9 protein-coding genes are annotated in these 12,752 nt (G+C 75.0%); 3 read left to right on the forward strand and 6 right to left on the reverse strand.

Features of this window, described 5'->3' with window-relative positions; genetic code table 11:
• Window positions 1-75: 75 nt before the first annotated feature.
• The 5 genes from ACH47Z_RS16590 to ACH47Z_RS16610 all read right to left on the reverse strand — a co-directional run bounded on the left by ACH47Z_RS16590 (window position 76) and on the right by ACH47Z_RS16610 (window position 7,923).
• The gene (locus ACH47Z_RS16590; RefSeq protein ID WP_399074058.1) at window positions 76-1,839 is read right to left on the reverse strand and encodes a hypothetical protein; all 1,764 of its coding nucleotides are present in this window, start codon (window positions 1,837-1,839) and stop codon (window positions 76-78) included.
• Window positions 1,840-1,974: 135 nt separating this feature from the next.
• Complete coding sequence (locus ACH47Z_RS16595; RefSeq protein WP_399074060.1) at window positions 1,975-2,865, reverse strand: hypothetical protein; 891 nt, start codon at window positions 2,863-2,865, stop codon at window positions 1,975-1,977.
• 137 nt (window positions 2,866-3,002) lie between these two features.
• Window positions 3,003-4,235, reverse strand: a complete 1,233-nt coding sequence (locus ACH47Z_RS16600; RefSeq protein ID WP_399074062.1) for a VWA domain-containing protein — start codon at window positions 4,233-4,235, stop codon at window positions 3,003-3,005.
• Window positions 4,232-6,793, reverse strand: a complete 2,562-nt coding sequence (locus ACH47Z_RS16605) for a DUF5682 family protein (protein ID WP_399074064.1) — start codon at window positions 6,791-6,793, stop codon at window positions 4,232-4,234. The genes ACH47Z_RS16600 and ACH47Z_RS16605 overlap by 4 nt, the downstream gene beginning before the upstream one ends.
• Window positions 6,790-7,923, reverse strand: a complete 1,134-nt coding sequence (locus ACH47Z_RS16610; RefSeq protein ID WP_399074066.1) for an AAA family ATPase — start codon at window positions 7,921-7,923, stop codon at window positions 6,790-6,792. The genes ACH47Z_RS16605 and ACH47Z_RS16610 overlap by 4 nt, the downstream gene beginning before the upstream one ends.
• A gap of 132 nt (window positions 7,924-8,055) precedes the next feature.
• On the opposite strand from ACH47Z_RS16610, the gene ACH47Z_RS16615 reads away from it, so the two are divergent.
• Both ACH47Z_RS16615 and ACH47Z_RS16620 read left to right on the forward strand, forming a co-directional pair.
• Window positions 8,056-9,402, forward strand: a complete 1,347-nt coding sequence (locus ACH47Z_RS16615; RefSeq protein WP_399074068.1) for an SWIM zinc finger family protein — start codon at window positions 8,056-8,058, stop codon at window positions 9,400-9,402.
• Between the two features lie 49 nt (window positions 9,403-9,451).
• The gene (locus ACH47Z_RS16620) at window positions 9,452-11,188 is read left to right on the forward strand and encodes a DUF5691 domain-containing protein (RefSeq protein ID WP_399074070.1); all 1,737 of its coding nucleotides are present in this window, start codon (window positions 9,452-9,454) and stop codon (window positions 11,186-11,188) included.
• On the opposite strand, the gene ACH47Z_RS16625 is transcribed toward ACH47Z_RS16620, so the two are convergent.
• Window positions 11,164-11,586, reverse strand: a complete 423-nt coding sequence (locus ACH47Z_RS16625) for a cobalamin B12-binding domain-containing protein (RefSeq protein WP_399074072.1) — start codon at window positions 11,584-11,586, stop codon at window positions 11,164-11,166. The two genes, ACH47Z_RS16620 and ACH47Z_RS16625, sit on opposite strands and share 25 nt — an antisense overlap.
• 233 nt (window positions 11,587-11,819) lie before the next feature.
• Here ACH47Z_RS16625 and ACH47Z_RS16630 point away from each other — a divergent pair, with 233 nt between their 5' ends.
• A complete protein-coding gene (locus ACH47Z_RS16630) occupies window positions 11,820-12,671 on the forward strand; it encodes an esterase/lipase family protein (protein ID WP_399074074.1) in 852 nt (283 codons plus the stop codon).
• Window positions 12,672-12,752 lie beyond the last annotated feature (81 nt).

Below are 12,752 nucleotides of genomic sequence, written 5' to 3' on the forward strand. Positions count from 1 at the left end.
GTGGGCTCCGGCCGGACAGACCGACGGCATTCGGCCATCCGGGTCCGGACACCCACGGAGCGCTCGGCTCCGCGGTCAGACGCCTTGTGTGTGCGTTGTGTACGTCGTCGTGTACGGGGCGGACAGGGCAGCGCCGGTGCCTTGGACCGTGGCGTGGAGGGCGTGGGTGAAGGACCTGGTCTGCGCGGTCACGCCGTCGGCGAAGGCGCCCGCCTGCGCGGTGACTCCCTCGGTGAAGGCGCCCGCCTGGGCGGTCACGCCCCCGGCGAGGGTGTCTGCCTGGCCGGTCACCCCGTGCGCCAGCGGCGGTACGGCGCCGGCGACGCCGTCCGCGAAGGGCTGGGCGGCACCGGTCACACCGTCCGCGAAGGGCTGGGCGGCACCGGTCACACCGTGGCCGAGGGCGCCCGCGTCCGTCGCGGCCTGCCCGGCGACCGGCACGACCCCGTGCACGACACCGGCGGCCACCGGCGGCAGCACGGCGTCCGTGGTGTCCCGCACGGCCTGCCCGGCCAGCCCCTCGGCGTAGGCCGACACGCCGCCGGCCGCGCCGCCGGCAACCGGCCGCACGCCGGTCACGGCGCCCGTCGCCCCACCCTGCGCATCCACGGCAAGCCCGTGCGCGGCCGGGGTGGCGTACGCGGCGGTCCCATACGCGGTCGCGGAGGCGTGCCCGGCGGTCCCGTGCACGACCGAGGCGGCGTACTGGGCGGCCCCATATGCGGTCCCGGCGGCGTACTCGGCCGTCCCGTGCGCGGTCCCGGTCGCGGAGCCGGCGGTCCCGTGCACGGTCCCCGTGGCGTACACCGCCGTCCCGTACGCGCCCGTCGCCGCGTGCGTGGCCGTGGGCTGGACGCCCGCCACCGCCTGCTCGGCGACCGGCACAACGCCGTGTACGGCCGAGGCGGCCAGCGGCGGGACGGCCGCGTCGGTCGTGTCGGTCGTGTCGTCCACCACCGACTCCACCACCGGCGTGACGGCGCCCGGCACGGACCACACCGTGCCGACCGCCCGCTGCTCGACACCCGTGGCCGTGCCGGTGACGTGCGCGGGCACGGCACCGACGGAGGCCTCCGCCGCGCCCGCCGCCTCGGCGGCCGTACCGCGCGGGCCGGCCGTGGCACCGGCGGTCCGGCCCTGCGCACCGGCGACGGTCTGCCGCACCGTCGTCCGTACGGCCCCCTGAACACCCTGCGCCTGGGCACGGGCGGCCGCCTGGGTCGTCTGGAGCCTGGTCTGGGCGGCGGCCAGCGCCTCGTCCGCCTCGGGGGCGAAGGAGGCGAGCGGCCCGAAGAGGTAGTCGATCTCGTCCTGGGAGGCGGTCGAGGCGATCGTGGCGGCGTGCGCGGCCTCGTGGACGACCTCGTGGGCGACGTGGCCGGCACCGTACGCCCCCTCGGCCTGGACGTCGGCCTGGGCAGCGGCCGGGTCGGAGGCCTGGGCGGGAGTCTCGACGCGGGCCTGTACCTGCGCCGCCCGCGACCGCTCCCGCGCCGCTCGGGCCGCCTGCGCGCCCTTGATCGCCTCGGCACCCCGCACCTTCGCGGCGGCCGGAACCTCGGTGTCGGTGGTCCTGGTGATGCCGGCTCCCTGGTCGGTGGTGGTCGAGGCGGCCGACGCGGCGGTGCCGGTCAGGCCGGAGACGGTGTCGTGGACGCCCGTGAGGACGCCGTCGACGGTCCCGGCGACGGACGTCCCGGCGCTGGAATCCGTGCCCGCGTCCGGGACGGAGAGGGAGGCGGCGGACAGCTCGTCGGCACTGGCCGCGGCCGAGCCGAGCGCCCAGGCGCCGGTGACACCGGCGGCTATCACGATCGAACGACGGATGTTCTTGTTCATTACGTGCGTCAAGTCCTTCGGAAACGGCTAGGGAGTTTCCGCCCGGAGATCGCTGGGGGATGGGGTCCGGACGGACGGGCAGACCTGTTCCGCCCCCGCGCGACAGGTCCGTGGCGGGGAGGTCGGCCGTACTGCCTAGCCGGGGAAGACCGGGATGTCCCGGTGCCGTTCCCGGGTCCGGGGTGCGTCGGCGTGCGCGGCGGCGCCGGGTACGAGCCGCGGGGCTCCCCGGGCGCTGAAGGTGACGGCATGCGCGTCACCGTGGCGGGGCGCGCCGCCGTCGACCGCCTGCTTGCCCAGCACACCGTCCGGGTCTCCGGTGGGCGCGGGGCGGCCGGGGGCGCCGGCCGTGGCGGCGGAGCCGTGGTGCGCGGACGTGCGCACCTGGTTCTGCGGCGCGGGAGTGACGTCCGGGCCGTACGAGCCGAGCGGTGCCGGCGTCGTGACGGGGGTACCAGCCTCGGCGCGGGCGTGCTTCTGCTGCGCCGGAGCCGAGGGCCGAGCCGCCGGACCACCGGGGCGCTGCGGCCGAGGCGCCGGTTCCTTCACCGTCGGCGGCACCTGGACGGGCAGCTCTGCGGCCTGACCGAGGTCCGGCAGGGGCAGGGAGGGCGCCGTGGGCCGTGTCTCCGTCGTCCCGGCGGCCTGGGACACGGACCGGGAAACGGACTGGGACACGGCGGTCACCACGTCCCGTACGGAGGTGACGGCCTTCTCGCCGACCACGCGCACGGGGGTGGTGACGACCTGTTCGCCGCCCTCGGACACCGCTCGCACCGGTCGTACGGGGCGCACCGGCCGTACCGCTTCCTCGTGCCCGGTCACCCCGGCCACCACCCCGGACCCCACCGAAGTCACCTTCGCCGGCACCGGGACGGTTCCGTCGGCCGCGTGGGCCTGCTCGCCGCAGAGGAACCCCAGCGCGAACAGCCCGCCGACCAGCAGTGCCAGTTGGAGCGCACGCCGCCCGGCCGCCGTACGCAACACGCGCACGGTGGTACCGAGGAGGGCTGCTGGGAAGCTCAAGGAGAGGAACGTCCTCGGATCGGCGTGACAGGGGCTCCGTCGATCCTTGCACGGCACGCCTCGGGCCGCGCAACCCCCCTGTTACTGATGGGTAGCCATATCCCCTTTCCTGCCCGGTGTCACGTTCCTTCCGGGTGTCACGTCGTGTCCGGTATCGGCAGCGGCCGCTTCTCCAGGGCCGCCGCCATCACCTCGGGGAACAGGTCGGGTGTGCAGGCGAAGGCCGGTGCGCCGAGCGCGGCGAGCGCGGCCGCGTGCTCCCGGTCGTACGCGGGCGCCCCCTCGTCCGAGAGTGCGAGCAGCGCCACGAACTGCACCCCGGACGCCTTCATCGCCGCCACCCGTTTGAGCATCTCATCGCGGATGCCGCCCTCGTACAGGTCGCTGATCAGCACGACCACCGTCTCGGCTGGCCGGGTGATCTGCGACTGGCAGTAGGCGAGCGCCCGGTTGATGTCCGTGCCGCCGCCGAGCTGGGTGCCGAAGAGGACGTCGACCGGATCGTCCAGCTGGTCGGTGAGGTCGACCACCGCCGTGTCGAAGACGACCAGCCGGGTGCTGATCGACCGCATGGAGGCGAGCACCGCCCCGAACACGGACGCGTAGACCACGGACGCGGCCATGGAACCGGACTGGTCGATGCAGAGCACCACCTCCTTCTTCACCGACCGCGCGGCCCGCCCGTATCCGACGAGCCGTTCCGGTACGACCGTGCGGTACTCGGGCAGGTAGTGCTTGAGGTTGGCCGCGATGGTGCGGTTCCAGTCGATGTCGTGGTGGCGCGGGCGGCTGACGCGGGCGCTGCGGTCGAGGGCACCGGTGAGGGTGGCCCGGGTGCGGTTCGCGAGCCGCTTCTCCAGGTCCTCGACCACCTTGCGGACGACCGCGCGTGCCGTCTCCTTCGTCGTCTCCGGCATCGCCTTGTTGAGCGACAGCAGCGTGCCGACCAGGTGCACGTCGGCCTCCACCGCCTCCAGCATCTCCGGCTCCAGCAGCAGGGAGGAGAGCCCGAGCCGGTCGATGGCGTCGCGCTGCATGACCTGGACGACGGAGGACGGGAAGTAGCGGCGGATGTCGCCGAGCCAGCGCGCCACGGACGGCGCCGAGGCCCCGAGCCCGGCCGAACGGTCCCGCCCCGCCTGCGGTTTGTCCCCCTTGCCGTAGAGCGCGGCGAGCGTCCCGTCCATCGCCGCGTCCCGCCCGGACAGCGCACACCCGGTCCCGTCGGCCTGCTCCCCGCCGAGCACCAACCGCCACCGCCGCAACCGCTCCCGCGCCGGGGCGTCGGGGTCGGCACCAGTGCCGGTCACCGCGCCTGTGACGGTGCCGGTGCTGATGCCGGCCTCCGGCGTGATCGGTTCCGTTGTCATGTGCCCACCCCCGCAAGGCTGTTGTCGTCCGCCGTCGTCCTCGGCTCCTCGTCCAGTCCGAGCAGGAGCCGCAGCACCGGCAGCACGGCGTCGGCGCGCTCGGTGTCCGGTTCGGCGGCGAAGCCTGGCGCTGCGCTCCCTGCCCCGGCCCGGTCTCCCGCCTCTCCCGGGCCACGCCGGACCAGTTCTCCGAGGGTTCTGCGCACCCCTGGCTCGTACGCCGCGAACGTGCGCCGCAGCAGCGGCAGTACGTCGGTGAACGCCTCCGCCGGCACTCCCGTCAGCCAGTTGTCGACCAGGCCGAGCAACCGCTCGTCGTGGACCAGCAGCAGCCCGCCCCCGCCGCCGACGAAGCCCTCGATCCAGGCGGCCGCGTCGGCGGGCGGCGTCCCCGGCGACAGGGCGAGCCCCATCAGCCGCGCCGCCTCCTCGGGCCCCAACGCACCCTCGTCCAGCAGCAACCGCACCGCCCGCCCCCGCAGGACACCCGCCACGGTGTCGCGCAGTGCCAGCGCCCGCAGCACGGCACGCCAACGGCTGCGCAGATCGCCGTGTCCGGCATCGGAGACGGCACCGCCATCACCGGCCCCACCGCCGCTCCCGGCCGCACCGCCGGCGGCCCCCGCGCCGCCCGTACTCTCCGCCAGCAGCCCCACCGCCGCGTGCACGGCGTCCACATGACCGCGCATCTCCTCCGCCGCGTCCGCGTCGAGCGCGGCGCAGGCCGGGGGCAGGCCGATGAAGATCCGCTCGGCGAGGCCCGCCGCGACTCCGGCCAGCGCTCCGGTGTCGGTGCCGCGCACGTCGCCGTAGCGCAGGGAGCGGACGAGGGCGGGCAGGGCCTGGGCGAGGTGGCCGACGTCCGTGTCGAGCGCGGCCCGGTCGGCGAGCACCCGCATGACGACCGGCAGGGCGTCCGGCAGCCCGGCGAGCAGACAGTGCTCGGCGAGCGCGGTGACGTCGGCGAGGGCCTGCGCGACCGCCGCGTCCGCCTCCGCCTTGGCCTGCGCCGCGCCCCGTACGGTCGTCCCCCACACACCCGCCTCGGCGACCCGCACCGACAGCTCCGGCTCCCAGCGCAGCCGCCAGGTCTCCCGGAAGGTCCCCGTACTCCCCCGGGACCGGGCCGGCCCGCCCCAGCCGACGCCGAGCAGCCGCATCCGGTGCAGCAGTCTGCTGCGGCCGGCGTCGGTCTCCCCGCGCAGGTCCAGCTCCAACTCCCGCTCCAACGCCTCCGGTTTGAGCCGCAGGGAACGCTGCTGGCGGGCCAGGTCGCGCTGCAGCGGCACCGCCGGCGCCGACTCCGGCACCTCCCCCAGCACGTCCCCGACCACCAGCCGGTCGTGCACCAGGGCCAGCGGCACGTCCGAGCCGTCGCCCATCACCGCGCGCACGGCGTCGGTCGTCTCGCTCAGCCCGGCCAGCGGGCGCCCGCGCAGCGCCGCCAGGGTCTCGGCGAGCCGGACGGCCTCGATGACATGGGCGGAGGAGACGACCCGGTCCTCCTCCCTCAGCAGCCCCGCCACCTTGGTCAGCCACCGCTCGACCGGCCGGTCGGGGGCGTGGAACAGATGGGCGTACCAGCCGGGCGAGTCGATGCCCGCGCCGTATCCGCCGGCCCGGGCGAGCCTGCGATGCGTCCACGGCACCCAGGTCACGTCCGCCTTGACCTTGGGCAGCCCCTTCAGCAGGGCGCGGTCCGCGGCGACGGTGGTCCTCTCGCGCAGCGCGGGCACGTGCCAGGCCCCGCAGACCACCGCCACCTCGTCCCCGAACTCCTTGCGGACGGCACGCAGTTGGAGCCGCATGTGCGCCTCGCGCACGAGATCCCGCGCGTGCCCGCCGGTGCCGTACCGCTCGCGCAGCGCGCCCATCGCCTCCTCCAGGGCGGCGAACGGCGCGAAGGGGTCACGCTCGCCCGGACCCCGGTGCTCGACGACGTCCTCCCACCAGCGCTCGGGGTCGTCGTAACCGGCGGCCCCGGCGAGCACGGCGAGCGGGTCGATCCGGGCCTGGTCGAGGGGGTCCTGAGCCTCGGTGTCGTCCGGGGGCTCATCGACGCCCTCGGCAAGCGCCTCTCTCGCTTCCCACGCGAGCGTGTGCGTGGCCGGCAGGTCGATGAAGCGGACCGGAACGCCCTGTTCCAGGGCCCAGCGCATCGCCACCCACTCGGGGCTGAACCCGGCGAACGGCCAGAACGCCGAGCGGCCGGGCTCGTCCACGGCGTGGGCGAGCAGGGCGACCGGGGGCCGCAGGTCCGGATCGGCCGCCAACGGGATCAGCGCGTCGGCCTCGGGCGGACCCTCGATCAGAACGGTGCGCGGACGCGCCGCGGTCAGCGCGGCCCGCACCGCCCGCGCGGAGCCGGGCCCGTGATGCCGCACGCCGAGCAACAGCGGCCCGAAGCCGTACGCGGTGCGCGGCCCGAAGTCGTGCGCGATGCGCGGCCCGGAGTCGTCCCCCGTGCGCGGTCCGACGTCCTCCCCTGCGCGCGTCCCGGAGCCGTACACCGTGCTGCCACCTGAGTCGTACACCGTGCGTCGGCCGGAGTCGGTCATGCGCTCACCTCCCGGCAGGCGCGGTAGAAGTCCGTCCAGCCCTCGCGTTCGCGGACGACGGTCTCCAGGTACTCCTGCCAGACGACCCGGTCGGCCGCCGGGTCGCGGACGACGGCGCCGAGGATGCCGGCGGCGATGTCGCCCGGGCGCAGCACGCCGTCGCCGAAGTGCGCGGACAGGGCGAGGCCGTTGGTGACGACGGAGATCGCCTCGGCCGTGGACAGCGTGCCGCTGGGCGACTTCAGCTTCGTGCGGCCGTCGGCGGTGATGCCGTCGCGCAGCTCGCGGAAGACGGTCACGACGCGCCGGATCTCCTCGATGCCGTCGGGTGCGGCCGGCAGATCGAGGGAGTGGCCGATCTGCTCGACCCGGCGGGTGACGATGTCGACCTCGGCGTCGGCGCTCTCCGGCAGCGGCAGCACCACGGTGTTGAAGCGGCGGCGCAGGGCGCTGGAGAGGTCGTTGACGCCTCTGTCGCGGTCGTTGGCGGTGGCGATGAGGTTGAACCCGCGGACCGCCTGGACCTCCTCGCCCAGCTCCGGGACGGGCAGCGTCTTCTCGGACAGGATCGTGATCAGTGTGTCCTGCACGTCGGCCGGGATACGGGTCAGCTCCTCGACGCGCGCCGTCATGCCCTCGGCCATGGCGCGCATGACGGGGCTGGGCACGAGGGCTTCGCGGCTCGGACCGTGCGCGAGCAGGCGCGCGTAGTTCCAGCCGTACCGGATCGCCTCCTCCGGGGTACCGGCGGTGCCCTGGACCAGCAGGGTGGAGTCGCCGCTGACGGCGGCCGCGAGGTGTTCGGAAACCCAGGTCTTGGCCGTGCCGGGAACGCCGAGCAGGAGCAGGGCGCGGTCGGTGGCGAGCGTGGTGACGGCGACCTCGACGATGCGGCGCGGGCCCACGTACTTGGGTGTGATCACCGTGCCGTCCGGCAGGGTGCCGCCGAGCAGGTACGTCGCCACCGCCCACGGGGACAGCTTCCAGCGGGCCGGGCGCGGGCGGTCGTCCTGCGCGGCGAGCGCGGTGAGTTCGGCGGCGAAGGCGTGCTCGGCGTGCGGTCGCAGCGCCTGCGAGCCGCCCTTGCTCCCGTTCGCTTCGACGGACGTCGCTTCCACGGACACAGTCATGGCTGAGGCCCCCTCCAGCTCGGCCGGTTCGGATCTGCCACCAACGGTGCACCACGCCACTGACAATCGCTCTGACCTGCACAAACGCCCGCGCTGGGGTGATTGTCAGTGGTGGGACCTACCGTCGAGGACATGACTGAGCAGGGGGTGCGCTGGACCGCGGAGCAGGTGCTGGCACTGGCGCCTGACGCCGCGTCACGCAAAGCGGGGAGCAAACTCGGCACGGCCGGTCCGTGGTCCGAGGCAGGAAGCGGAGAGGGGACGGTGTGGGGGCTGTGCAAGGGCAGCGGCAGCAGGCCGTACCAGACGGTGGTCGATCTCGCCGGACCGGCGTACAAGTGCAGTTGTCCGAGCCGTAAGTTCCCGTGCAAGCACGCGCTCGGGCTGCTTCTGCTGTGGGCGGGCGGCGACGGCGCGGTGCCGGCGTCCGCCGAACCGCCGGACTGGGCGGAGCAGTGGCTCGCGGGCAGACGCAAGCGGGCCGAGACCACATCACGCCAGGCGGACGGGAGTTCCGCGGCGGGGCCCGCCGACCCGGAGGCGGCGCGGCGGCGGGCCGAGCGCCGGGCCGACCGGGTCACCGCGGGCGCGACGGAGCTGGAGCAGCGCCTCGCGGATCTGCTGCGCGGCGGTCTGGCCGCGGCGGAGCGGGCGGGGTACGGAATGTGGGACGAGACAGCGGCCCGTATGGTCGACGCCCAGGCGCCCGGACTTGCCGCACGTGTACGGGAGTTGGGGGCGATACCGGCGTCGGGGGCGGGCTGGCCGGCCCGGCTGCTGGAGGAGTGCGCGCTGCTGCATCTGCTCGACCAGGGCTGGCTGCGCCGGGACGGGCTGCCGGACGCCCTCGCGGCCACGGTCCGCTCCCGGCTCGGCCTGCCCGCCGCGGCGGACGGCCCGCCGGAGCGCGACCGCTGGCTGGTCCTCGCCCAGTACGACACGGTGGACGCGAAACTGACGACCCGCCGGATCTGGTTGCACGGCGCCGAGTCGGGCGGCACCCGGCTGCTGCTGTCGTACGGTGCGGCGGGCCGGGCGCCGGAGCTGTCCCTGCCGGTCGGCCTGGCCCTGGACGCGGAGCTGTCCGGTCATCCGGGGGCCGGCCGGGCCCGGGCCGCGCTGGGCGAGCGGTTCGCCCCGCCGGCGCCGGCCGGGTTCCGCCCGCCGGGCGTGTCGACGGCGGAGGCGGCGGACCGGTACGGCGAGGCGCTGCGCGACGATCCCTGGCTGGAGTCGGTCCCGGTGACCCTGGAGCAGGTCGTACCGGTCCCGGACGGCGAGCTGTGGCAACTGGCCGACGCCCACGCGGACTCGGCCCTGCCCCTGACCCGAGCCGCCCGTTCCCGCCCCGGCCTGTGGCGCCTGGTCGCCCTGTCCGGCGGCGCCCCCGTGACGGTCTTCGGCGAATGCGGCCACCGCGGCTTCACCCCGCTCACGGCCTGGGCCGCGGGGGCGGACGAGGCGGTACCGCTGTGCTGAGCGGACCCGAAGCGAACGGAACGGCACAGGTCATCAGGAAGGGGACGACATGAACGGCACCTCGACCACCCGGACGACCACCGCGGTTCCCGCAGGTTCCTGGGAGGACCTGGTCACCGCCGCCCTGCTCGGTACCGACCGGCGTCCCTGGGCGGACGCCGCTCCCGGCCGGGAGGCGCCGCTCGCGCTGCTGGACGCGGCCGCCGTGGCGACCGTACGGCGACGCGCCGGGCTGCGGCCCGCGCGGGCGGCACGGCGGCCGGAGCCGGCGCCCGAGGACCCGCGCCCGGTGTTGCCCGCCGCGGCGGCCCGCAGACTCGCCGCCCTGCTGGCCGACCGGTCCGGCGCGGCGGGCGGCGGCCGCCGGGGCAGCGCACCGGACCTGATGGAGCTGCTCCCGCAGTGGCTCGCGGCGGCCGTCGCGCACGGGTACGCGGCGCCCCCTCAGGCGCTGCCCGCCCTGCTGGACGCGGCCCGGGGGCGTACGGACCTGCGCCCGGCGGCGCTGGCGTTCGCGGGCCCGCGCGCGCTGTGGCTGGCCCGGCTGAACCCGGACTGGCGCTTCGCCCTGCGCGCGGCCCCGGGTGGCGGCGCCACGCTGCCCGGCCCCGACGACGTCGAGGCGGTGGAGCGGCTGTGGCAGGAGGGTCTGTTCGCCGAGCGGGTGGCGCTGCTGGGCGGGCTGCGCGCCGGCAGACCCGCGTTCGCGCGCGAGTTGCTGGCGTCGACGTGGGCCACGGAGCGGGCGGAGGACCGGCTGATGTTCCTCGACGCGCTGCGCACGGGCCTCGCCGCCGAGGACGAGCCGTTCCTGGAGCAGGCGCTGGGCGACCGCAGCCGTAACGTCCGGGCGACGGCGGCGGAACTGCTGTCGGCGCTGCCGGACTCGGCGCTCGCCGCGCGCATGGCCGTACGGGCTGCGGCCTGCGTGGCCCTCGACCGTACGGATCCCGCGCCGGCGATCGTGGTCGAGCCGCCGCTCGAGTGCGACTCAAGCATGGAGCGCGACGGTGTGGTGGCCACACCCCCCGCAGGCAGAGGAGAACGCTCATGGTGGCTGGGGCAGTTGGTGGAAGCCGCACCGCTCGGCACCTGGCCGGAGCGGCTCGGCGGGCGCACGGCGCGGGAGATCGTGGCGCTGCCGGTCGCGGACGGCTGGCAGGGCGAACTGCACGCGGCCTGGTGCCGGGCGGCCGTGCGGCAGCGGGACGCCGCGTGGTCGAGGGCGCTGCTCGGCTCGCCGTCGGCGCCGGAGGCGGGCGGACCGGGGGCGGTGTCCCTGGCGGAGCGCGCGAAGCTGCTGGCGGCCCTGGAGCCGGCGGAACGGGCCGCGTGGGTGGCCGGGTTCATCGCGACGCACGGGCTGTCGGAGGCGTTTCAGCTGCTCGGGGTGTGCGCGGTGCCATGGGCGGAACCGCTGGGCCGGGCGGTCGTGGACGCGCTCAACATCGCGCGGGACGCGGGCAGTTATCCCTGGAGCTTCAGCGGCGTGATGGGCCTGGCGGAGCGCTGCCTGGACCCGGCGGAGGCCACCCGGCTGGAGGCGCTGCTGGCGATACCCGACGAACGGGAGGATGCGGCGCCGGGTGCCGGGGGCTACTGGGCGGAGGCGTTCCAGCGGCTGGTCACGACGCTGCGGCTGCGGGCGGCGATGGCGAACGAGCTGACGCCGGCCGGCATCACCACCCGCCGACCCGCACCGAACGAGCCGAACGAACCCAACAAACCGAACGAACCGATCGAGCCGAACGCACCCTCGACTCACCCCCCGGAGGCCGCCGCCTGACGGACGTTCTCCCGCACCCACTCCACGATCGACGTGGTCGTCGCCCCCGGCGTGAAGATCTCCGCGACGCCCTTCTCCTTCAGTGGCGGGATGTCCTCGTCGGGGATGATGCCGCCGCCGAAGACGAGGATGTCCGCGGCATCGCGCTCCTTGAGCAGCTCGATCACCGCGGCGAACAGCGTGTTGTGCGCGCCGGAGAGGATGGACAGGCCGATCGCGTCGGCGTCCTCCTGGATGGCGGTGTCGACGATCTGCTCCGGCGTCTGGTGGAGCCCGGTGTAGATGACCTCCATACCGGCGTCACGCAGGGCGCGCGCGATGACCTTGGCCCCGCGATCGTGGCCGTCGAGCCCCGGCTTGGCGACCACCACGCGGATCGGACCGGCTGCCACACCCATCACTGCCTCCATCAGACGACCACGGAAGCGATCGCTTCCGCCGGTAAGAACCGTAACGACAAGTACCGCACTTTTGGCGCGTTCCGCCACCCGTCGCGAAGTGAACGAACGTTATCTCCAGCATCCCGCAACCGGCAGTTTTACGGTGCGCAGCGAGGGGGAAATCACACGGTGGGACATGAGGGCACACGGGGGATCGAGCCGTCCTCCGGCGTGCCGACAGGAGGTCGGCCATGAAGGTCACCGGAGTACTGCCGCTCTTCCTCCCGCTCTGCCGGCGCCTGTGGCCCGGAAGACTCGCCGGAATCTCCATGGCGCTGCTCAAGTCGACCGCCCTCGAGGCCGCGATCCTGGCCGGCCACCTGCTGCTGTATCCGACGGGTCTCACCCAGGAACGCCGGTCCCCCGCCCTGCCCACCGCGGAGGGCACCGCCCAGCTGCCCGTCCCCTCCGCCCCGCCGGTCGTCCTGCTGCACGGCTTCATCGACAACCGCTCGGTGTTCGTGCTGCTGCGCCGCAGCCTCGCCCAGCACGGCGGACAGCGCGTCGAGTCGCTCAACTACTCCCCGCTGACCTGCGACATCCGCGCCGCGGCCGAGCTGCTCGGCCGGCACGTCGAGGAGATCTGCGAGCGCACCGGCAGTCCCCGTGTCGACATCGTGGGCCACAGCCTCGGCGGCCTGATCGCCCGCTACTACGTGCAGTGTCTCGGCGGCGACCTGCGGGTGCGCACGCTCGTCACACTGGGCACCCCGCACGCGGGGACCCGGGTGGCGCCGCTGGCCGACGCCCACCCCATCGTGCGTCAGATGCGGCCCGGTTCGGAGGTGCTCGAGGAGCTGGCCCGCCCCGCACCCGGCTGCCGTACGCGGTTCGTCAGCTTCTGGAGCGACCTGGACTCCGTCATGGATCCGGTGGAGACGGCCCGCCTGGACCACCCCGACCTCGACGCGCTGAACGTCCAGGTGACCGGCATCGGACATCTCGCCCTGCCCGTGCACCCGGCGGTCGCGGCCGGGATACGCGAGAACCTCGATGCCGCGCACCCCGGGGACACGGTGGCCGGCGGTCTGACGGTGGCGTGAGCACCCGGCGGTCCGACGGTGGGGTGAACTGACTGACGGTGACGTGTCGTACGGGCGACCGACAGGCGCCGGACATCGAAC

Source organism: Streptomyces sp. NPDC020192 (assembly GCF_044388685.1).
GTDB lineage: Bacteria > Actinomycetota > Actinomycetes > Streptomycetales > Streptomycetaceae > Streptomyces.